General features: G+C 70.0%; 14 protein-coding genes. 6 read left to right on the top strand and 8 right to left on the bottom strand.

The window, feature by feature from the left end:
- Positions 1–12: 12 nt before the first annotated feature.
- Positions 13–375 (top strand): hypothetical protein, encoded by a 363-nt coding sequence (locus AB0C26_RS06195; RefSeq protein WP_203771650.1) that lies wholly within the window; start codon positions 13–15, stop codon positions 373–375.
- Here the strand turns inward: AB0C26_RS06195 and serA are convergent.
- From serA to AB0C26_RS06225, 6 genes are all read right to left on the bottom strand, one after another.
- Positions 362–1,966: a phosphoglycerate dehydrogenase gene (gene serA, locus AB0C26_RS06200; protein ID WP_360242277.1), complete on the bottom strand. Its 1,605-nt coding sequence runs from the start codon at positions 1,964–1,966 to the stop codon at positions 362–364. The two genes, AB0C26_RS06195 and serA, sit on opposite strands and share 14 nt — an antisense overlap.
- A 44-nt stretch (positions 1,967–2,010) precedes the next feature.
- Positions 2,011–3,222: a mannosyl-3-phosphoglycerate synthase gene (gene mpgS / locus AB0C26_RS06205; protein ID WP_360242280.1), complete on the bottom strand. Its 1,212-nt coding sequence runs from the start codon at positions 3,220–3,222 to the stop codon at positions 2,011–2,013.
- A 90-nt stretch (positions 3,223–3,312) separates the two neighbouring features.
- Positions 3,313–4,326: a ketol-acid reductoisomerase gene (gene ilvC, locus AB0C26_RS06210; protein ID WP_360242283.1), complete on the bottom strand. Its 1,014-nt coding sequence runs from the start codon at positions 4,324–4,326 to the stop codon at positions 3,313–3,315.
- A gap of 15 nt (positions 4,327–4,341) precedes the next feature.
- Positions 4,342–4,857: an acetolactate synthase small subunit gene (gene ilvN, locus AB0C26_RS06215; RefSeq protein ID WP_097318253.1), complete on the bottom strand. Its 516-nt coding sequence runs from the start codon at positions 4,855–4,857 to the stop codon at positions 4,342–4,344.
- Entirely contained in the window at positions 4,857–6,680 is a 1,824-nt protein-coding gene (locus AB0C26_RS06220) for an acetolactate synthase large subunit (RefSeq protein WP_360242287.1), read from the bottom strand. The genes ilvN and AB0C26_RS06220 overlap by 1 nt, the downstream gene beginning before the upstream one ends.
- Before the next feature lie 203 nt (positions 6,681–6,883).
- Positions 6,884–9,220, bottom strand: coding sequence for a bifunctional diguanylate cyclase/phosphodiesterase (locus tag AB0C26_RS06225; protein ID WP_360242290.1), 2,337 nt, complete (start codon positions 9,218–9,220; stop codon positions 6,884–6,886).
- A 77-nt stretch (positions 9,221–9,297) separates the two neighbouring features.
- On the opposite strand from AB0C26_RS06225, the gene ilvD reads away from it, so the two are divergent.
- On the top strand, positions 9,298–11,145 hold the full coding sequence (gene ilvD / locus AB0C26_RS06230; RefSeq protein WP_360242293.1) for a dihydroxy-acid dehydratase: 1,848 nt from the start codon (positions 9,298–9,300) through the stop codon (positions 11,143–11,145).
- A 943-nt stretch (positions 11,146–12,088) separates the two neighbouring features.
- On the opposite strand, the gene AB0C26_RS06235 is transcribed toward ilvD, so the two are convergent.
- Positions 12,089–14,809, bottom strand: coding sequence for an MFS transporter (locus AB0C26_RS06235; RefSeq protein ID WP_360242296.1), 2,721 nt, complete (start codon positions 14,807–14,809; stop codon positions 12,089–12,091).
- A 38-nt stretch (positions 14,810–14,847) separates the two neighbouring features.
- Positions 14,848–15,861 carry a LacI family DNA-binding transcriptional regulator gene (locus AB0C26_RS06240; RefSeq protein ID WP_360242299.1) on the bottom strand — a complete coding sequence of 338 codons (1,014 nt, stop codon included), beginning with the start codon at positions 15,859–15,861 and terminating at the stop codon, positions 14,848–14,850.
- Positions 15,862–16,161: 300 nt separating this feature from the next.
- On the opposite strand from AB0C26_RS06240, the gene AB0C26_RS06245 reads away from it, so the two are divergent.
- From AB0C26_RS06245 to AB0C26_RS06260, 4 genes are read left to right on the top strand one after another with little or no spacing between them, the layout of a single operon-like run.
- Entirely contained in the window at positions 16,162–17,448 is a 1,287-nt protein-coding gene (locus tag AB0C26_RS06245) for an extracellular solute-binding protein (protein WP_360242302.1), read from the top strand.
- Positions 17,449–17,506: 58 nt separating this feature from the next.
- Positions 17,507–18,490, top strand: a complete 984-nt coding sequence (locus tag AB0C26_RS06250; protein ID WP_360242305.1) for a sugar ABC transporter permease — start codon at positions 17,507–17,509, stop codon at positions 18,488–18,490.
- On the top strand, positions 18,487–19,347 hold the full coding sequence (locus AB0C26_RS06255) for a carbohydrate ABC transporter permease (protein ID WP_360242308.1): 861 nt from the start codon (positions 18,487–18,489) through the stop codon (positions 19,345–19,347). The genes AB0C26_RS06250 and AB0C26_RS06255 overlap by 4 nt, the downstream gene beginning before the upstream one ends.
- 18 nt (positions 19,348–19,365) lie before the next feature.
- On the top strand, positions 19,366–21,855 hold the full coding sequence (locus AB0C26_RS06260) for a glycoside hydrolase family 2 protein (protein ID WP_360242311.1): 2,490 nt from the start codon (positions 19,366–19,368) through the stop codon (positions 21,853–21,855).
- Positions 21,856–22,114: the final 259 nt, after the last annotated feature.

Here is a 22,114-nt window from a genome sequence, read left to right on the forward strand (position 1 = left end):
AGCATGCGCCGGGTGAGTTTCGACCTCGTGGTGTGGGCGATGGACCAGACGGACCTGCCGGACGCCGTGCGGGCCGCCAACGCGCGCTGTGCGCGCGGCGAGCACCCGCAACGCCCGGCCGACCCGCGTGTCGTCGCCTTCTATGACGCCCTGACCAGTGACTATCCCGACCGGGGCCCGCGCGCTTCGGCGCCCGGCTCCCCCTGGGCGCACGCGCCGCTGCATGCTGCCGCCGACCACATCCAGATGAGGCTGGACGAGAACTGCCCGGACGTCGTGCTCGAGACGATCGAGCGGCTGGCCGCCGAGCTCAACCTCGACCTGCTCGACCTGCAGGACGGCACGGTCTATCCGCCCCCGCTCAGGACCCGTTGAGCCGCAGGTCCACCACGTGGCCGCGAGCGGATCCGATCGCGGCGGCCACGGTGGAGAGCAGTTCCGCGTCGACCGAGGAGTCCACGGTCAGCGTCATCAGGGCCTCGCCACCGGCCGTGCGGCGGGCCACCTGCATGGCCGCGATGTTGACGTTCGCCTCGCCGAGGATCGTGCCGATCGCGCCGACCACGCCGGGCCGGTCGCTGTAGCGGAAGAACAGCAGGACGCCGTCGGCGTTGAGGTCCAGGTCGAAGTCGTCGACGCCGGTCAGCTTGGCGGTCTCCCGGACCCCGGTCACGGTGAGCGTGCCGGCCACGCTGACCCGCCGGCCGTCCGGCAGGGCGCCGCGCACGATCACCAGGTTCTGGTGTTCGCACGGCTCCTCGCTGACCACCAGCTCGACCTCGACACCCCGGTCGGCGGCCAGCTGGGGCGCGTTCACGTACGTCACCCGCTCGTCCACGACCGAGGTGAACAGCCCCTTGGTGGCCGCGAGGCGGAGCACCGCCACGTCATGCGAGACGATCTCCCCCCGTACCTCGACGGAGACGCTGGCCGCGACGCCGCCGGCCACCGCGGTGAAGACCTTGCCGAGTTTCTCGGCCAGGGACAGCAGCGGCCGTACGTCCTCGTCGACCACCCCGCCGGCCTGCACGTTCACCGCGTCCGGCACGAATTCGCCGTCCAGGGCCAGCTTGACGCTGCGGGCCACCGCGAGGCCGGCCTTGTCCTGCGCCTCGGCGGTCGAGGCGCCCAGGTGCGGGGTGACGACGACGTTCTCGAAATCGAACAGCGGCGACGAGGTCGACGGCTCGGTCACGAAGACGTCCAGGCCGGCGCCGGCCACCCGCCCGTCGCGCAGCGCCGCCGCCAGCGCCGCCTCGTCGATCAGGCCGCCGCGGGCCGCGTTCACGATCCGTACCCCCAATTTGACCTTGGCCAGCTCTTTCTCGCCGATCAGGCCCATGGTCTCGGGGGTGCGCGGCAGGTGCACCGAGATGAAGTCGCTCTCCCGCAGCAGTTCGTCGAGGCCGACGAGACGCACGCCGAGCTGCGCGGCGCGGGCGGGCTGGATGTACGGGTCGTACGCGATCAGCCGGGTGCCGAAGGCGGCCATGCGCTGGGCGAAGAGCACGCCGATGCGGCCCAGCCCGACCACGCCGACCGTCTTGCCCTGCACCTCGACGCCGGTGAAGCGCGACCGTTCCCAGCGGCCCGCCTTGAGCGCGGCCGAGGCGGTGACCGTGTGCCGCGCGACCGCGAGGAGCAGCGCGATCGCCTGCTCCGCGGCCGAGACGATGTTGCTGGTGGGCGCGTTGACCACCAGGACACCGCGGGCGGTCGCCGTGGCCACGTCGACGTTGTCGAGCCCGACGCCGGCCCGCGCCACCACCCGCAGGCGCGGCCCGGCCGTCAGCACCGCGGCGTCGACGGTGGTGACGCTGCGGACGATCAGGGCGTCGGCCTCGGCCACCGCGGCCAGCAGGGCGGCCCGGTCGGCGCCGTCGACCGCCCGGACGTCGTAGTCGTGGGCGAGGATGCTGACGGCGGAGGGCGCGAGCTCCTCGGCGATCAGGACGACGGGCGCCATGCGCTACCTCCATTGCGGACGGTCGATGTCCGCGATGGTAAGCGCTAAGCGACTCTGCGTGGTATCGACGCACGGTCGATCGGCGGCGCCGGCGGGCGGCCGACCAGGGCCAGACCGTCCGGCTGGCGGAAACTGAGCGCCTCGGCGTCCAGCGCGTCGTAGAGAAGGTCCAGGTCGAGCGTGCCCACCGGCGGGTAGACCCGTTCGCGGGGCGGCTCCTGGCCGGTCGCCAGAGCCCCCTGCTCGACCATGAAATCCAGAATCGCCTGACGTACGGACGGGAGCGTCACCGGCGAGTGGTAGAGCACGTTGAGGGCCTGCATCCGCATCCCCCGCACGTGCTCCTCGCCCTTGTTGTCGTGGAAGTGCGGGTTGCGGGTCTCGACCTGCAGGACCGGCACCGAGCTGGCCATCACGTCCGGGTCGGTGCTCTCCAGCACCCCGCCGAACTGTTCGAACAGATCCAGGTACTCGTACGGCTCGACCGCGAAACCGCCGGCGATCCGCAGCTTCAGGCCGAGGTCGAGGGTCATCGCGTGCTCGCCGGCGTTGCCGGTGGCGATCACCTCGGTGCCGAAGCCCGAGTACTCGGCCAGGAACCGGTTGAGCCACTCGTTGGTGATCTGCGAGCTGCGGCCCTTGCGGCTGAAGAACAGCCGGCCGTCACGCAGCTTGGGCTTCGAGTGCCAGGAGATCCGGACCATGGCGTACGGGGAATCGGCCTGCGCCAGCCCGGCCGCGTAGACCTTGCAGTACTCGTGCACCGATCCCGGCACGTAGTTGTCGGCGTCGACGTAGCCGATGTACCGGCGGCCGGTCATCGCCGCCAGCGCCATGCCGAGCAGCATGGCCTCGCCCTTGCCGGCCCGCACGAGACCGTCGTCGTCGATCAGTTCGGGCATGCCGGCCGCCTTCATGGCCGCGGCCACACCGGGGTCGCGCTGATGCACGGTGATGGCCGAGCGCCCGGCGAGACGGCAGAATTGCTCGACCGTCTGCGCCTCTATCTCATAGCGGTCGACCGGCTGCCGGTCACTGTTCGAGACCAGCACGATGAGGCAGTCGTGCGGAATTCCGGAAAGGACACCCTCGACGACCGAGCGTGTCTCATTCATGCACGGAACGACGACAACCATTTGCGATTCGACCGCACGCAGCGCCTCCGAGCTGCCGGAATCCAGCTCGATGACCCTCTGGAGCTCGTGGATCCGGACCGCCCCGAAACGCTCACTCCGAAAAGAATCAGCCAGTCTCATATCGCGAGGTTACCCACGCATGTAACAGAGCTGTTTCCGCAATAAAAAATGCCCGGCCCCGTTGTCGGGGCCGGGCATTTTATCGACAAATCAGGCGGTCTCGGTGATGGGCCGGTCGACCCAGCTCATCATGTCGCGCAGCTTGCGGCCGGTGACCTCGATCGGGTGGTTGGCGCCCTGCTCGCGGTACTTGGTCAGCAGCGGACGGCCGTTGTCGTCGTCCTCGATCAGCTGGCGGGTGAACTCGCCCGACTGGATGTCGGCCAGGATCCGCTTCATCTCGGCCTTGGTCTCGGCGTTGATGACCCGCGGGCCGCTGACGTAGTCACCGAACTCGGCGGTGTCCGACACGCTGTAGCGCATGCGGGAGATGCCGCCCTCGTACATGAGGTCGACGATCAGCTTGAGCTCGTGCAGGCACTCGAAGTAGGCGATCTCCGGGGCGTAACCGGCCTCGGTGAGCACCTCGAAACCGGTCTGCACCAGGGCGGCGGTGCCGCCGCAGAGCACGGCCTGCTCGCCGAACAGGTCGGTCTCGGTCTCCTCCTTGAAGGTGGTCTTGATGACGCCGGCCCGGGCGCCACCGATGGCCTTCGCGTAGGAGAGGGCGAGCGCGAGGCCCTCGCCGGTCGGGTCCTGCTCGACGGCGACCAGACACGGCACACCCTTGCCGTCCACGTACTGGCGGCGGACCAGGTGGCCCGGGCCCTTGGGGGCGACCATGGCGACGGTCACGTCGGCCGGGGGCTTGATGAGCTCGAACCGGATGTTGAGGCCGTGCCCGAAGAAGAGCGCCTTGCCCGCGGTCAGGTGGGGGGCGATCGACTCGGCGTAGATCTTGCGCTGCGCGGTGTCCGGCGCCAGCAGCATGATCACGTCGGCCCAGGCCGACGCCTCGGCCGGCGTCTTGACCTCGAGGCCCTGCTCCTCGGCCTTGGCCCGGCTCTTCGAGCCCTCCTTGAGGCCGACCACCACCTCGACGCCCGAGTCACGCAGCGACAGCGAGTGGGCGTGGCCCTGGCTGCCGTACCCGATCACGGCGACCTTCTTGCCCTGGATGATCGAGAGGTCGGCGTCGTCGTCGTAGAAAACTTCGGCGGTCATTGCATTCCTTCGTACTTAGGCGGCGCGGAGCGCCGGGCCGGTGGTGATGGAGCGAGAACCGCGGCCGATGGCCACGAGGCCCGACTGGACCATCTCTTTGATGCCGTACGGCTCGAGGTCGCGCAGCAACGCGTCAAGCTTGTCGGGGTTGCCCGTGGCCTCGATGGTGAGGGTGTCCGGAGCGACGTCGATCACCCTCGCCCGGAACAACTCGACCGTCTCGAGCACCTGGCTGCGCTGCGCGCGGTCGGCGCGCACCTTGACCAGCAGGAGCTCGCGCTGGACCGACTGCTGCGGGTCCAGCTCCACGATCTTGAGGACGTTCACCAGCTTGTTGAGCTGCTTGGTCACCTGCTCCAGGGGTGAGGAGTCGGCGTTGACCACGATCGTGATGCGGCTGACGTCCGGGTTCTCCGTCTCGCCGACCGCCAGGGAGTCGATGTTGAAGCCGCGCCGCGAGAACAGCCCGCTGACGCGCGCCAGCACGCTCGGCTTGTTCTCGACCAGCACGCTGAGGGTGTGCCTGTTCATCAGAGGTCGTCCTCTTCGAAGGTGGGACGCACGTCCCGGGCGAACATGATCTCGTCGTTGCTCGTGCCGGCCGCGACCATCGGCCACACCATGGCGTCCTTGCCGACCGTGAAGTCGATGACCACCGGGGCGTCGTTGATCTCCATGGCCTGCTTGATGATCTTGTCGACGTCGTCCTTCGACTCGCAGCGCAGCCCGATGCAGCCCAGCGCCTCGGCCAGCTTCACGAAATCGGGGATGCGGTGCTTGTGCGTACCCAGTTCGGTGTTCGAGTAGCGGCCGTCGTAGAACAGCGTCTGCCACTGCCGGACCATGCCCAGGTTGCCGTTGTTGATGACGGCGATCTTGACCGGGATGCCCTCCAGGGCGCAGGTCGCGAGCTCCTGGTTGGTCATCTGGAAGCAGCCGTCGCCGTCGATCGCCCAGACCGCCGTGTCCGGCTTGCCGACCTTGGCGCCCATCGCCGCCGGGACGGCGTAGCCCATCGTGCCGGCGCCGCCCGAGTTGAGCCAGGTGGCCGGCTTCTCGTACTTGATGAACTGCGAGGCCCACATCTGGTGCTGCCCGACGCCGGCCACGTAGATCGCGTCGGGGCCGACCAGCTCACCGATCCGCTCGATCACGTACTGCGGGGCCAGCGTGCCGTCGGTCGGCTCGTCGTAGCCCAGCGGGTAGCGCTCACGCAGGTCGTTCAGCGCGGCCCACCAGGCCTCGTAGCTGTTCTTCTCGTTGTTCGCGGAGACCGCGGCGATCAGCTCGTCGATCACGTGCCGGGCGTCGCCCACGATCGGGACGTCCGCGTGCCGGTTCTTGCCGATCTCGGCCGGGTCGATGTCGGCGTGCACGACCTTGGCGTCCGGCGCGAACGAGTCGAGCCGGCCGGTGACCCGGTCGTCGAACCGGGCGCCGAGGGTGATCAGCAGGTCCGACTTTTGCAGCGCGTACACCGCCGGGACCGTGCCGTGCATGCCCGGCATGCCCAGGTGCTGCGGGTGCGAGTCGGGGAAGGCGCCGAGCGCCATCAGCGTGGTCACGACCGGGATGCCGGTCAGCTCGGCCAGCTTCTTCAGCCCGTCGGTGGCGCCCGCCTTGAGCACGCCGCCGCCCACGTACAGCACCGGGCGCTTGGCCGCGGCGATCAGCCGGGCCGCCTCGCGGATCTGCTTGCCGTGCGGGTGCAGCGTGGGCCGGTAGCCGGGCAGGTCGAGCGTCGGCGGCCAGGTGAACGTGGTCTGCGCCTGGAGCACGTCCTTCGGGATGTCGACCAGGACCGGGCCGGGCCGGCCGGTGGCGGCCAGGTGGAACGCCTCGGCCAGGATCCGCGGGACCTCCTCGGCCGTCTGCACCAGGAAGTTGTGCTTGGTGATCGGCAGCGTGATGCCCTGGATGTCCGCCTCCTGGAAGGCGTCGGTGCCGATCGCCGGGCGGGCGACCTGGCCGGTGATGGCCACGATCGGCACCGAGTCCATGTACGCGTCGGCGATCGGGGTCACCAGGTTGGTGGCGCCCGGCCCGCTGGTCGCGATGCAGACGCCGACCTTGCCGGTGGCCTGCGCGTACCCGGTGGCGGCGTGCCCGGCGCCCTGCTCGTGGCGGACCAGGATGTGGCGGACCTTGGAGTCGTAGAGCGGGTCGTACGCCGGGAGGATCGCGCCGCCGGGAATGCCGAACGCGACCTCGACACCGAGCGCTTCCAGCGACCGCACGAGCGATCCGGCGCCCGAGGTGGGGACCGGGGAGGCTACGGCCGAGGCGGAGGCGGCCGCCGCGACAGTGGCCGGGTTGGCTCGGTGGGCGAGAGTCTCAGGTGTGGGTCTCGTCATGGCTACTCACAAACCTTTACGGGTCAGTCGGTCCGGTACTTGAGCAACAAAAAAGGCCCTCGTGCGGGAAGCACGGGACCTAGCGCACTCGGGTCGGCCGATCAGCCGACGGGAGTGCGCTCACATAAGTACTCGGGACGCGAAGCACATGGGAAACACCTTCCCGCATCTCACGCGGTGAGTCAACTGATCCCACATTTTGATCACTCGGACGGCTCACCCGTTCGGGCGCCGAACGACGGGTCGGTCGGCAACACGGCCCTGAGCTGCCGCATCCCCGGTCCGAGGGCCACCACCTGGCTGCGCGCGGGCTGGTCCTTCGGCGGCGCCGGCTTGGGCGGCGCGGGCAGCGCGCGGGTGCCGGTGCGCAGCGTCTGAAGTTGGGCCTCGAGGTGCTCGGCGGGTACGCCCCAGCCGAACAGCGAGCCCTGACCGAGCCGGCAGCCGGCCTCCTCCACCACCGCCCGCTGCGACGGCGTGCCGATGCCCTCGGCCAGCACCTCCAGCCCGAGCCGGTGCCCGATCCGCACCACGACGTCGACCAGCGGCGCCGCCGTGCCGGTGCGCGACTCGGGCTCGGCCACCAGGGCGTGGTCGATCTTGAGGATGTCGACCGGCAGGGTCCGCAGCTGACCCAGCGACGAATAGCCGGCGCCGAAGTCGTCGAGGGCGATCCGCACGCCGGTGGCCCGCAACTCGGCGAGGCGGCTGATCAGCTCCTCCATGTCGGTGGCGACCGCGTGCTCGGTCACCTCCAGAACCAGGCGCTGGGCCGGTACGCCGTGCTCGGCCAGCACGTCGGCGACCTGACCGGCGTAGTCGACGGCGTGCAGCTCCTTGGGCGAGAGGTTCACCGACACCCAGACGTCGTGGCCCTTGGCCAGCCAGTCGGCGAGCTGGATGACGGCCTGCGCCAGCACCCAGGCGCCGATCCGGTTGATCAGCCCGGACTCCTCGGCGACCGGGATGAACTCGTCCGGCCGTACCGCCCCCAGACTCGGATGGTGCCAGCGCAGCAGGGCCTCGGCCCCGACCGGGCGCATCGACGGCAGCGCCACCACCGGCTGGAAGACCAGGCGCAGCTGGTCACGGTCGATGGCGTGCCGCAGCTCGCTCTCCAGCGTGCCCCGGCGGCGCAGCAGCTCGTCGTAGCGGGCCTGGTAGCGCTCGACCCGGTTCTTGCCGCGCTGCTTGGCGTAGCGCAGGGCCAGGTCGGCGTCGCGGATCAGCTCGCCCGTGTCGGCCACGCCCAGGCTGGCCGACAGGAAGACCGAACCGCCATCCACCTCGTACGGCTCACACAGCACCGCCAGCAGCCGGTGCGCCGTCAGCATGGCCTCGTCGGCCGTGCCCCGCATGAGCACCGCGAACTCGTCACCGCCGAGCCGGGCCGCCACGTCGCCGTCGAGCAGGTTGCGGCGCAGCCGCTCACCCACCTCGACCAGCACCGCGTCACCCACGTCGTGCCCGCGCATGTCGTTCACCGTCTTGAAGCCGTCGAGGTCGATGCCGACCAGCACCTGCGGCTCCTCGTCGTCGAGCAGCGCCTTGCGCAGCCCCCGCCGGTTGGCCAGCCCGGTCAGCGGATCGGTGTGCGCGAGCTCGCGGAAGTGCGCCTCCCGCCGCCGCAGCTCGAGGGTGTACTTGCGGACGTCGCGCAGGGCCAGCCACTGCCGGGTGACCAGGGCCAGGCCCTCGACGGCGGCCCCCAGATATCCGTACAGGCCGAACTCGCCGCCCCGGGCCAGATGGAAGCCGAGCGCGACGACCATGGCACCCATCGGCACGAAGGCGTACGCCGTGGTGCTGCGGTCGGCGACGTCGCCGACCACCTGGACCGGCCGGTCGGCCACCTCCACGGCCCGGGCGATCACGAAGAGCCCGGCCGGGAGCAGGAGGGCGCCGCCCAGCAGCACGCCGTCGTGGTCCTGGCAGATGCCCGAGGCGATCGCGACCGCGGCGAACGCGACGGCGGTCACCCCGGTGGCCACCCGCACGGTGATCAGGCGCGGGCGGTGGGCGTGCATGCCCAGCACGATGGTCAGGCCCAGCGAAACGACCGCGAACGCGGCCGGCACCAGCACGGACGGGCAGGCCATCGGAGTCGAGTCGCCGAGGATCCGGGTCGGCTCGCTCAGCAGGACCCAGCCGACGAACCAGATGGCGGCGGCCACGACCAGCCCGTCGAGCAGGCGCCGGACGGCCACGCCGGGACTCTCCGCGGCGCCGGGCAGGACGGCCGTGCCGACCAGCAGGAGCAGAATGCCGAGCGCGGTGCCGACGGCCACCGCGGTGCCCAGACCAAGCCTCGGCGGGGTGGCAGTGGTGATCAGCACACTGAGCACGCCGGCCAGCGCGGCGGCGGTCACGATGGCGCCGCCCGCGGCCAGGATCAGATGGGCCCGGCGGGCCGCTCCCGTGTGCCGGCGGCCGGAATTGCCCAGCAATGCGACGGCCGGGACCGCGACCAGAAGGCCGACGAGTCCCGCCAGCTCCACGCCGGACGGTGACTGCACGGGGACACTCTGCCTGATCTCCATCGATTAAAACACCCCTCGAATCCCGTCAAGTGGACGCAAGCGGCCGTTTACGTCCCGGCCAGTGGCACTATGAGGGGATGCCTGACCTGCGTTCCCGGACCTCGACCCACGGTCGGACCATGGCCGGCGCGCGTGCCCTCTGGCGCGCCACCGGGATGACCGACGACGACTTCGGCAAGCCCATCGTGGCGATCGCCAACAGCTATACGCAGTTCGTACCGGGTCATGTGCACCTCAAGGACCTCGGCGGCCTGGTCGCCGATTCGATCGCCCGGGCCGGCGGCGTCGGCCGCGAGTTCAACACGATCGCGGTCGACGACGGCATCGCGATGGGCCACGGCGGCATGCTCTACTCACTGCCCAGCCGCGAGCTGATCGCCGACGCGGTCGAGTACATGGTCAACGCGCACTGCGCCGACGCCCTGGTCTGCATCTCGAACTGCGACAAGATCACGCCCGGCATGCTGATCGCCGCCCTGCGGCTCAACATCCCGACCGTCTTCGTCAGCGGCGGCCCGATGGAGGCCGGCAAGACGGTCGCCATCGAGGGCATCGTCCACGAGAAGCTCGACCTGGTCGACGCGATGAGCGCCAGCGCCAACGAGAAGGTGACCGACGCCCAGCTCGACACCATCGAGCGCTCGGCCTGCCCGACCTGCGGCTCCTGCTCCGGCATGTTCACCGCCAACTCGATGAACTGCCTGACCGAGGCGATCGGCCTGGCGCTGCCCGGCAACGGCTCGACGCTGGCCACGCACGCGTCGCGCAAGGCGCTCTTCGAGAAGGCCGGCGAGCTGATCGTGCAGATCGCCCGCGACTACTACGAGAAGGACGACGAGTCGGTCCTTCCCCGCAACATCGCCTCGCGGTCGGCCTTCGAGAACGCGGTGGCGCTCGACGTGGCCATGGGCGGCTCGACCAACACGGTGCTGCACCTGCTGGCCGCGGCCCGCGAGGCCGGGCTCGACTTCAGCGTGGCCGACATCGACGCCATCTCGCGCCGGGTGCCCTGCCTGTCCAAGGTCGCCCCGAACAGCCCGAAATACCACATGGAGGACGTGCACCGGGCCGGCGGCATCCCCGCCCTGCTCGGCGAGCTCAACCGGGGCGGCTCCCTTCGGCAAGATGTCCGGTCGGTCCATTCGCCCGACCTGTCGACCTGGCTCGACAAATGGGACATCCGCGGCGGGTCAGCCTCTGACGAGGCGCTGGAGCTCTTCCACGCGGCGCCCGGCGGCGTGCGCACCACCCAGCCGTTCAGCACGGAGAACCGCTGGGCGACCCTCGACACCGACAGCGTGAACGGCTGCATCCGCTCGGTCGACCACGCCTACACCGTCGACGGCGGCCTGGCCATCCTGTTCGGCAACCTCGCGCCCGACGGCTGCGTCGTCAAGACCGCCGGCGTCGACGAGTCGATCTGGAAGTTCACCGGCCCCGCCCGCGTCTACGAGTCGCAGGACGCGGCGGTCGACGGCATCCTCGGCAAGGAGGTCGTCGAGGGCGACATCGTGATCATCCGCTACGAGGGCCCGAAGGGCGGCCCCGGCATGCAGGAGATGCTGTACCCGACCAGCTTCCTCAAGGGCCGCGGCCTGGGCAAGGCGTGCGCGCTGATCACCGACGGCCGCTTCTCCGGCGGCACCAGCGGCCTGTCCATCGGCCACGTCTCCCCCGAGGCGGCGGCGGGCGGCCTGATCGCGCTGGTCCAGACCGGCGACGAGATCACCATCGACATCCCGGGCCGCAGCATCACCCTCAACGTCCACGACGACGAGCTGGCCCAGCGCCGCCACGAGGAGGAACGGCGCGCCAAGCCGTACTCCCCGGTCGACCGCCAGCGCCCGGTGTCGGCCGCCCTGCGCGCCTACGCCTCCATGGCCACAAGCGCCAGCGACGGCGCCTACCGCCGCGTCCCCGAGTAGGACGCTCACGCCACAGCGAGGCCCCGCACCTTCCCGGTGCGGGGCCTCTTTCGGCTTCCCCTGATCCGGTCCCGGCCCTCTCCAGCGGCGCCCGCCTACACCGACAGGACCGACCCGGCCACACCGACCATGACAGCAACCCACGCCGCCACCGCGACCATGACAGCAACCCGCGCGGCCACACCGACCCGTAACGCAGCCACACCGACCATGAGGACGAACGCGCGGCCACACCAACCATGAGGGCGAACCGCGCGGCCACGCCGACCATGAGGACGAACGCGCGGCCACACCAACCATGAGGGCGAACCGCGCGGCCACGCCGACCCCTATGGCGGCCAGCGCGGGCGACACCCTCGCCGAGGCGGACAAGCCGCGCCGGCGCTGATCGAAGTGGCTTCCTACGGCGTGAGCCGGCCGATTCCCCACCTCGTCGAAGGGCGTCTCGGCCGAGCCTGGCACGAAGGTGGTCGTGGTCTTGCTTCGGCTCCACGCCGTTCCGCCTGACCGCCGGCGCGACGAGCGTGCTGCTGGTCGCCGAGCTAGCTCGCCGTCGGCGCACGACAGTTGCCGGTCGGCCGTCAGCGGACGGCAGTCGGCAGTCGGCAGTCGGCGCACGACAGTTGCCGGTCGGCCGTCAGCGGACGGCAGTCGGCAGTCGGCGCACGACAGTCGCAGCACGGCGGTCGGGGATCGCGCACGGCGGTCGGCGGTCGGCGCACGCCGGCTGCTGCACGGCGGTCGGCGATCGCCCACGGCGGTCGGCGGTCGGCGGTCGCGTAATCCTCCGCGTGCTGTCACCGGAGACGGGCTCGAGGAACCTTTGCGGCGCCGCTGATCCGCCTCGGGCGGCGGGTGACGGTGTCTCGCGCGTCGCAGTCTCTTCGTCCGTACGGTCGCGTTCGAGAGGAAGACCCGCGGATTGTGGCAGGGCGGCGGGCGGTCAGGCCGGGATCGGGCGGCCGAGGGTGATGTCGTGGTCGGTGCGGTCGCCGGTCAGCTCGACTCGGGTCGCGACCGGGGCGTGGCCGCTGGCCGCGACCGTGTAGACCCCTGGGGGCAGGTCGTGCAGTTCGTAGCGGCCGTCCGGGCCGGTGGTGGCGGCGCCGGCCACCGCGCCCGTGTGGTCCACTGCCAGCACCGAGGCCTGCGGGATCGGGTGGCCGGAGCCGGCCGCCCGGACGTTGCCGGTCAGCACGCCGCCGACGGTCAGGGTCAGGTCGGCCGGGTGGTCCGGTGAGACCGTGCGGGAGACCGGGGCGGCGTGCGGGGCCGTGGCGGTCAGCGTGTACTCGCGGCCGGCCAGGCCGGGCAGCACGTAGCGGCCGTCGGCGCCGGCGGTGGCGGTGGCGACGACCTCCCCTTGCGGGCCGGTGAGCGTCAGTGCGGTTCCGGCGACGGGCCGGCCCGCCCGGTCGAGCACCCGGCCGGTGATCTGGCCGGCGCCGGCCAGTGACAGCACGCGGCGGATCTCGCCCGGGCCCACGTTGATGGTGGCGGCCGCCGGCTGATGGTTCTCGGCCGCGCAGATCAGGAGCAACGAGCCTCCGGCGGCGAGCGTCATTCGGTACGTACCCTCAAGGTCGGTCCTGGCCCGGGCCAGCTCCCGCCCGTGGAAATCGGTGATCGTGAGGGTGGCCCCCGGCAGCGGCAGCCCGCCGGGCCCGTCGATCCGGCCCAGGACGACGGCCTCGAAGTCCTTGGTGTCCACTGTGGGCTTCCTTTCGACGTGTGCCGCACGGGCGGCCACAGGCTCGGCCCGCACGCCGGGCTCGGATTCGGCCCGGCGGTCGGATTCGGTGAAGGGCTCGGCGCCGCATTCGGTGCCGCGTTCAGCGAAGGGCTCGGCGCCGCACTCAGTGAAGGGCCCGGCGCCGCGCTCAGCCAAAGGCTTGGCGCCGCGTCCGGCGAAGGGCTCGGCGGCGCGTTCGGTACCGCGTTCAGCGAAAGGTTCGGCGGCGGAATCGGCAGCGGCGGAATCGGTGGCGGCGGAATCGGTGGCGGCGGAATCGGCAGCGGCGGGATCGGTGGCGGCGGGATCGGTGGCGACGGGATCGGTGGCGGCCGAATCGGTGGCGGGCGTGTGGTCGGCTCGGGTGCGTAGGGGCAGGCCGGGCAGGAACAGGAAGAGGGCGAACGCCACCACGAGGACCGCCGCCGCGAGCAGGAACAGGGTGCCCATCGCGTCGGAGAAGCCGACCTTGAACGGGTGGGCCAGCACCGGAGTGACCCGCTCCAGGAACGACGTGTCGTCGAGCGCCGGCCGCCCCCGCATCGCGTCCAGGATCGGCTGGTCGCCGGGCGCCGGTGCCTTGAGCGCGTTCTGGAAGGCCGGATCGTCGGCCGCGTCCCGGAAAGCGTCGCCGATTTTGTCGCCGACCGTCGCGAACAGCACCGACAGGAAGATCGCCGTGCCGGCGGTGGCGCCCATCTGGCGGAAGAACGTCGACGACGCCGTGGCCACCCCGATCTCCGAGCGCGCCATGGCGTTCTGCACTGCCAGCGTGACCGGCTGCAGCACCCCTCCGAGGCCCAGGCCGAAAACCCCCATGAAAAGACCGGTTTCCCAGTACGGCGTTTCCGCGCCGACCAGGTGCAACAGCAGGAGCCCGACGATCATGAGAGAGGCGCCGAGCACCGGGAAGATCCGGTACCGCCCGGTGCGGCTGATCACCTGCCCCGAGATCAGCGAGCCCAGCATGATCCCTGCGGTCATCGGCAGCAGCTGGAGCCCGGACTCGGTCGGTGTCGCTCCACGCACGATCTGCAGATAGAGCGGAAGTAGCGCAAGCCCCCCGAACATCCCCATGCCCACCACGAATCCGCCGCCCGCGGTGAGCGCGAAGGTCCGGTTGCGGAAGAACCGCAGCGGGATCAGCGCCTCCTCCCGCATGAGCCGCTCGGCCAGCAGGAAGAGCAGCAGCCCGGCCCCGCCCACGGCGTAGCAGGCGATCGAACGGGCCGAGGTCCAGCCCCACTCCCGGCCCTGCTCGGCCACGGTGAGCAGCGGGCCGAGGCAGACGCAGATGGTCAGCGCGCCCCACCAGTCGATGCGGTGGTCGCGCCGCTCGTGCCGGATCCGCAGCACACGCGCCACCACGACCAGGGCGAGGGCGCCGATCGGCACGTTGACCAGGAAGACCCACCGCCACCCGGAGATGCCCAGGATCTCGTCGGCGCCCGCGAAGAAGCCGCCGATCACCGGGCCGAGCACGCTCGCCGACCCGAAGACGGCCAGGAAGTATCCCTGATAGCGGGCCTGTTCGCGGGGTGGCACGAGGTCGCCGACGATGGCCAGGGCGAGCGAGAACAGGCCGCCCGCGCCCAGGCCCTGCATCGCGCGGAAGCCGGCCAGCTGATACATCGAGCCGGCGAAGGCACAGGCGGCCGACCCGATCACGAAGATGGTGATGGCGGCCAGGAAGAAGCGCTTGCGCCCGTAGATGTCGGAGAGTTTCCCGTACAGCGGAGTCGAGATCGTCGCCGTGATCAGGTAGGCCGTGGTGACCCAGGCCTGCATGCTCAGTCCGTGCAGATCGTCGCCGATGGTCCGGATGGCCGCGGTGACGATGGTCTGGTCGAGAGCCGCGAGGAACATGCCGAGCATCAGCCCGGCCAGCACTTCCACGATCTGCCGATGGCTCAGCTTGTTCGGTGCGCCCATGGATCGAGCAACGAGAAATGTTGCCCGGTGGGAACGGCTCAGCGGGGAGGCGCCGTACTTCCCCTCGGGGTGAGGTGGGCCGTGCCGGCCTCGACGTTGCCGACCTGTTTGCCGTCGATGGCGGCCAGGAGCTCGCGGGCGGCGTGCGCCCCGTACTCGGCGATGTCGCGGCTCAGGGCGGTCAGCGGCGGGTGGACCAGGCTGCACAGGGGCGAGTCGTCCCAGGCCACGATGGACAGGTCGCCGGGGACGGCCAGGCCCATCTCCTGCGCCACGGCCAGGCCGGCCACCGCCATCACGTCGTTGTCGTAGATGATCGCCGTGGGCCGGTCGTTGCCGATGAGCAGCCGCCGGGTGGCCCGGCCGCCCTCCTCGCCGGTGTAGTCGGACGGCACGGTGACCGCCTCGTTGAGCCCGAGCGACGCGCAGACCGCGGAGAAGGCTTTCGTACGGGTCTGCGTGTGCAGCAGATCGGGCAGGCCGCTGACCCGGGCGATCCGGCGGTGGCCGAGGGCGACCAGGTAGCGGACCGTCTCGGTGACCGCACCGGCGTCGTCCGACCAGACCTGGGTGATGCGGCCCGTGTCGCCGGGGCCGCCGATCACCACGGCCGGCAGCTGGAGCTGCTGGAGCACGGGAATGCGGACGTCGTTCTCCCGCAGGTCGGTGACGATCACGCCGTCGATCCGGCGCTCGCCCCACCAGCGGCGGTAGACCTCGACCTCGAGCTCGGGCGTGGCGACGACCTGGAGGGTCAGCGCGTACGACCGGGCCGCCAGCTCGGCCTCGAAGCCGCTGATCAGGCCCATGAAGAACGGCTCGATGCCGAGCATCCGGGCCGGCCGGCACAGGGTCAGGCCCACGGCGCGGGCGCTGGCCCCGGACAGGGCACGGGCGGCGCTGTTCGGGTTGAAACCGATCTCCTGGGCGATCGCGACGATGCGCTGGCGGGTCGCCTCGGAGACACCGGGCTGTCCGTTGAGCGCGTACGACACGGCGCCTTTCGACACTCCGGCACGCCGCGCGATGTCGGCGATCGTCGGCCGCTTCACTCGGTCTCCTCTGTTCCCGCTGAGCTTACCGGCGTCCCCCGCCCTGGCACGGATCGGTAGAGCGCTCTCACGAAGCCTTTCACGACATCGGCCCGCCGACTTGATCGGTTAAGTGTTGCCGCACACAGTGCCGTTTGTAAACGCCGATGGCACTGATTTACCGATTTGTCCTGCTTACCGTCCACTGACAACGTTGCCAAATCACCGCCGTAACAAGCTATTGACAGTCGTCGACGTCAGCTTTAGCGTCTCCACAACTTATCCGGTTCAGTGAATTCTTCTCTCCGTCATGGAGGCGCAATGGAACGGCTGGGCAAACGGACTCTCCGTGCCGCCGCCGCGGGCATCGCGGCCACTCTCGTGGTCGCCGGATGCAGCGGGCAGGCGCTCGAGGGTGGCAACGACGACAAGGCGAACGGCGGCCAGGTCACGCTCAAGATCGCCTTCTGGGGCGACATGGGCCTCGACAAACTCAAGGCCGCGTACGAGAAGGACCACCCGAACGTCAAGATCGTGCTGAACTCGGGCGAGTACAACGCCCAGCACGAGGACCTGCAGAAGAAGCTGGTGGCCGGCAACGGCGCCCCGGACATCTCCGCGATCGACGAGGGCTTCATCGTTCAGTTCCGCAGCCAGGCGGACAAGTTCGTCAACTACCTCGACAAGGGCGGCGCCGAGTTCGAGTCGAAGTACCTGCCCTGGAAGTGGAAGCAGTCGCTGTCGGCCGACGGCAAGCAGATCGGCCTCGGCACCGACGTCGGCGGCCTGGCCATGTGCTACCGCACCGACCTGTTCAAGAAGGCCGGCCTGCCCACCGACCGGGAGGCCGTCAGCAAACTCTGGACCAACTGGGACCAGTTCATCGAGGTCGGCAAGCAGTACAAGGCCAAGACCGGCAAGAAGTTCGTCGACTCCGGCACCAACATGTTCAACCCCGTGCTCGCCCAGCAGCCGGTCGGCTTCTACGACGAGCAGGAGCAGCTGAAGATGGACGGCGGCCCCAAGGTCGCGTTCGAGGCGAGCATGAAGGCCATCCAGGCCGACATCTCGGCCGACCTGGCCAGCTTCCAGCCCAACTGGGACCAGGGCTTCAAGAAGGACCAGTTCGCCGTGCTGGCCTGCCCGGCGTGGATGCTCGGCCACATCCAGGACACCGCGCCCGAGCAGAAGGGCAAGTGGGACATCGCCTCGATCCCCGGCGGCGGCGGCAACTGGGGTGGCTCCTGGTGGACCGTGCCGGCCCAGGGCAAGAACGTCGACGCGGCGGTCGACTTCGTGAAGTGGCTGGTTCAGCCCGAGCAGCAGATCGAGGTCTTCAAGACCGTCGGCAACCTGCCCTCGCAGCCGGCGCTCTACAAGGACCCGGCGGTGCTGGACTACAAGAAGGAATTCATGAGCAACGCCCCCACCGGCCAGATCTTCGCGGCCACCGCGGAGAACCTGAAGCCGCAGTACCTGGGCAAGAAGAACGGCCCGACCCGCGTCGCGGTCGAGAACGTCATCACCCGCGTGCAGCAGGGGGGCCTGAAGCCGGAAGCGGCCTGGGCCGAGGCGGTCAAGGAAGCCGAGAAGGCCGCCAAGTCCTGACCCTCAGTCGAGAGGCGGGGCGGCCTTCGGGCCGCCCCGCCCCCACCTAGGAGTGGCCGTGTCCCTCACCCAGCTCCGGCCGGCAGCGCACCACCGGGCCGAGCCGCCCAAGACGCCGAACAAGGCCAAGCAATGGCTCTACCGGTTCGACATCAAGACCATCCCGTACGCACTGATCGCCCCGTTCTTCATCCTGTTCGGCTTCTTCGGGCTGTTCCCGATCATCTTCAACGGCGTGGTGGCGCTGCGGAACTGGCGCCTCGACGACCCGACGCTGACCGGCTGGGCCGGCTTCGGCAACTTCACCCGGCTGCTGTCCGACGAGGACTTCTGGAACGCGCTGGGCAACACGTTCGGCATCTTCATCCTCTCCACCGTGCCCCAGCTGATCGCGGCGCTGATCCTCGCCAACCTGCTCAACCGGAAGCTGCGGGCGACGACCTGGTGGCGGATCGGCGTACTGCTGCCCTATCTGACCCCGGTCGTCGCCTCGACCCTGGTCTTCGCGGTCTTCTTCTCCCGCGACTACGGGATGGCCAACTGGTTCCTGTCGCTGGTCGGCTTCGGCCAGGACGACCCGCTCGACTGGCGGGCGGCCAAGTGGAGCAGCTGGATCGCGATCGCCACGATGGTCAACTGGAAGTGGATCGGCTACAACGCGCTGCTCTACCTGAGCGCGATGCAGACCATTCCCAAGGACGTGTACGAGGCGGCCGCCGTGGACGGCGCCGGCCCGTGGCGGCAGCTGTGGCGGATCACCGTACCCATGATCCAGCCGGTCGTGGTCTTCACGGTGATCCTGTCGACCATCGGGGGGCTGCAGCTGTTCAACGAGCCGATGATGTTCGACGAGAACCCGCAGTTGGCCTACGGCGGCTCCGACCACCAGTTCCAGACGATCGCCCAGCTCATCTACAAAGTCGGCTGGAAGGACCTCAACCTGGGCTACGCGGCCGCGATGTCCTGGGCCCTGTTCCTGATCATCCTGGTCGTGGCCGGCGTCAACGCCCTGCTCACCAAGCGGATCGGAGGTGACCGGTGAGCACCCACCGCTACGCCCTCAGGGCGCCGCAGGACACACCCGGCACGTGGAAGACGTACACCGGCCTGGTCCTCATCATGATTCTCTCGGCGTTCCCGGTGTACTGGATGTTCGTGATCGCGACGAGCGCCGACGAGGCGGTCACGAAGATGCCGCCCTCGATCCTTCCCGGCAACCAGCTGATGGTGAACCTCAACGAGGTCTTCACGCTCCAGGACGTCTACTTCACGGCCTCGCTGATCAACAGCTTCATCACCGCCACGACGATCACCCTGGCCACGCTGTTCTTCTGTTCGCTGGCCGGCTTCGCCTTCGCCAAGTTGCGCTTCCGCGGCCGTAACGCGCTGATGGTCGTGGTGATCCTGACCCTGACCGTGCCCAACCAACTCGGCGTGGTGGCGCTCTACATCGTGATGGGCAAGTTGCAGTGGAACGGCACCCTGCTCGCGGTCATCGCGCCCGGCTTGGTCAGCGCGTTCGGCGTCTTCTACATGCGCCAGTTCATCGCGCACGCGGTGCCGGACGAGCTGGTCGAGTCGGCCCGCATCGACGGCGCGCTGACGCTGCGCGTCTACTGGAACATCGTGCTGCCGGCGATCAGGCCCGCCCTGGCCGTGCTCGGGCTGCTCACGTTCGTCATGGCCTGGAACGACTTCCAGTGGCCGCTGATCACGCTGAACGGCACCGAGTTCCCGACCTCGATGGTGGCCCTCTCCGACCTGGCCAGCGGAAACTACGTCATCTACCGGCGGGTGCTGGCGGGCGCGTTCGTGGCCACCGTTCCGCTGATCATCCTGCTCCTGATCGGCGGACGGCAACTCGTCCGGGGGATCATGGAAGGCGCCGTCAAGTCCTGACCGCTTCGAAGGAGAACCGTGACCTCGTACCAGTCCCTGCACGAAGGTTGGACCGTATCCGGGGGTGACCTCGCGGACGTACCGGCGACCGTTCCCGGCTGCGTGCACACCGATCTGCTCGCGGCCGGCCGGATCGACGATCCGTACCTGGACGAGAACGAGAAGAAACTCGCCTGGATCGGCCGAACCGATTGGGACTACTCGACCACGTTCTCCTTCGCGGCGGGCGCCGATCGCACGGACCTCGTCTGCGAGGGCCTGGACACGGTCGCCGCGATCACGCTGAACGGCTCGCCGGTCGGCGAGACCGCGAACATGCACCGCGGCTACCGCTTCGACGTCGGCCCGCTGCTGCGGGACGGCACCAACACCCTGCGGGTCACATTCACGAGCGCTTACGCGTACGCCGAGGCGGCGCAACAGAGGCTGGGCCGCCGCCCCAACGCGTACGACGAGCCGTTCAACTTCATCCGCAAGCAGGCCTGCCACTTCGGCTGGGACTGGGGCCCCACCCTGGTCACGGCCGGCATCTGGCAGCCGATCGGCCTGCACACCTGGTCGGTGGCCCGGCTGGCCGAGGTCCGCCCCCAGGTCACAGTCGCCGGCGGGACCGGCCGCGTCGAGTTGCGGGTCCGCCTCGAACGCGCCTCGGACGAGCCGGTCACCATCACCGCCTCGATCGCCGGCCGCACCGCCCAAGCCACAGTGGACGGCGTCGAGGCCCTGCTGATCCTCACCGTCGACGACCCCGCTCTGTGGTGGCCCCGCGGCTACGGCGACCAGCCCCTCTACGACCTCGACGTCGTAGTCACCGCCACCGCCCACTCGCCCTCGGCCGCCTCGCCGTCGGCTCGGGAGCTCGACCGGTGGTCGCGGCGGGTCGGTTTCCGGACGGTACGGGTCGACACCTCGGACGACGGCTTCGTACTGATCGTCAACGACATGCCGGTGGCCGTGCGCGGCGTGAACTGGATCCCCGACGACGTCTTCGACAACCGGGTCACCCGCGACCGCCTGGCCGCCCGCTTCCGGCAGGCCGCCGAGGCCAACGTCAACTACTTGCGCGTCTGGGGCGGCGGCCGCTACGAGTCGGGCGACTTCTACGACCTCGCCGACGAGCAGGGCTTCCTGGTCGGCCAGGACTTCCTGTTCGCCTGTGCCGCGTACCCCGAGGAGGAGCCGTTCCGCTCGGAGGTCGAGGCCGAGGCCCGGCACAACGTCCTGCGGCTCGCGTCGCACCCGAGCCTCGTGATGTGGACCGGCAACAACGAGAACCTGTGGGGCCACGAGGACTGGGGCTGGAAACCCGCGCTGAACGGCCTTTCCTGGGGCGCCGCCTACTACTACGACCTGCTGCCGCGGATCGTCGCCGAGATCGACCCGACCCGACCGTACTGGCCCGGCAGCCCCTACTCCGGCACCCCGGAGCGCTACCCGAACGACCCGGCGTACGGCACCACGCACATCTGGGACGTCTGGAACACCGACGACTACACGAAGTACGCCGCCTACCGCCCGCGCTTCGTGGCCGAGTTCGGTTTCCAGGCCCCACCCGCGTACTCGACGCTGCGCCGCGCCCTGCTCGACGACCCGCTGGCCCACGACTCCCCCGGCATGGCGCATCACCAGAAAGCCGTCGACGGCGACAAGAAACTGGAACGCGGCCTGGCCAACCACCTGCCCACCCCTCGCGACTTCGACGACTGGCACTACCTCACCCAGCTCAACCAGGCCCGCGCCCTGGCCTTCGGCATCGAACATTTCCGCTCCCTACGCCCCCTCTGCTCGGGCGTCATCATGTGGCAGCTCAACGACTGCTGGCCGGTGACCTCATGGGCCGCCGTCGACGGCGACGGCCGCAAGAAGCCGTTGTGGTACGCCCTTCGCGACGCCTACGCCGACCGCCTGCTCACCCTCCAGCCCCGCACCGGCACCCCGCTGGAGCCGGGCGGCCCCCACCCGGACATCGAGCCGGGCGCGGTGGTCCCGCCGGCGGGCGCCCCGGCCCTGGTAGCGGTGAACGACGCGCGTACCCCCTGGGCCTTCTCCGCCACCGTGACCCGCCGCAACCTGGCCGGTGACATCCTGGCCTCAGCCGTCCTCGGCGCCACGGTCGCCACCGCCGGCGCCACCACCCTGCCCCTCCCGGCCGACGTGGTCACCCCCGGCGACCCCACCATGGAACTGATCGTCGCCGAGATCGACGGCCGGCGGTCGTGGTGGTTCTTCGCCGAGGACAAGGACATCCCCTGGCCCACCCCCGAGCACACGACCACGGTCGAGACGACGGGAACGTCCACAAAGGTCACCGTCACCGCGGCCACGACCCTGCGCTCCCTGACCCTGTTCCCGGACCGCCTGCACCCCACCGCCGAAGCCGACCAGGCGGCGGTGACCCTCCTGCCCGGTGAGTCCACCACCTTCACCATCCGGTCGAACGTCCCCCTGAACCCGGCCGACCTGACGAAGCACCCGGTCCTCCGCTGCGTCAACGACGTGGCCCACTGACCGGCCCGGCGTTCCCAGTCCCACCCTGGGAGCGCCGGGCTCTTTGCTCTCAACGAACGCCGCTCCATCACGCCACCTCCTTCTTGCCCCCTCACTTGGAAGGACGCCTCGACGGGCCCGATCCGCTTACGCGGCGCCCAAAAAAGGCCGTCGCGAAGTAATGCGCTCTTCGACCCCGGCCCCTGCCGGCACCGGTATGCGGACCAGGGAACTGCCGCGTCAACGCCGCAATCCCTGTGCGGGTGCCGGCCGGCGTCGA

Origin of the sequence: Actinoplanes sp. NPDC048796 (assembly GCF_040650035.1) — a bacterium.
In the GTDB taxonomy this organism is placed as follows: Bacteria; Actinomycetota; Actinomycetes; order Mycobacteriales; family Micromonosporaceae; genus Actinoplanes.

Bases quoted from the DNA above. Each gene is read 5' to 3' on its own strand.
- ilvC (WP_360242283.1), bottom strand. From the start codon at position 4,326: ATGACCGCCGAAGTTTTCTACGACGACGACGCCGACCTCTCGATCATC.
- AB0C26_RS06220 (WP_360242287.1), bottom strand. From the start codon at position 6,680: ATGACGAGACCCACACCTGAGACTCTCGCCCACCGAGCCAACCCGGCC.
- mpgS (WP_360242280.1), bottom strand. From the start codon at position 3,222: ATGAGACTGGCTGATTCTTTTCGGAGTGAGCGTTTCGGGGCGGTCCGG.
- ilvD (WP_360242293.1), top strand. From the start codon at position 9,298: ATGCCTGACCTGCGTTCCCGGACCTCGACCCACGGTCGGACCATGGCC.
- serA (WP_360242277.1), bottom strand. From the start codon at position 1,966: ATGGCGCCCGTCGTCCTGATCGCCGAGGAGCTCGCGCCCTCCGCCGTC.
- AB0C26_RS06245 (WP_360242302.1), top strand. From the start codon at position 16,162: ATGGAACGGCTGGGCAAACGGACTCTCCGTGCCGCCGCCGCGGGCATC.
- AB0C26_RS06235 (WP_360242296.1), bottom strand. From the start codon at position 14,809: ATGGGCGCACCGAACAAGCTGAGCCATCGGCAGATCGTGGAAGTGCTG.
- AB0C26_RS06225 (WP_360242290.1), bottom strand. From the start codon at position 9,220: ATGGAGATCAGGCAGAGTGTCCCCGTGCAGTCACCGTCCGGCGTGGAG.
- ilvN (WP_097318253.1), bottom strand. From the start codon at position 4,857: ATGAACAGGCACACCCTCAGCGTGCTGGTCGAGAACAAGCCGAGCGTG.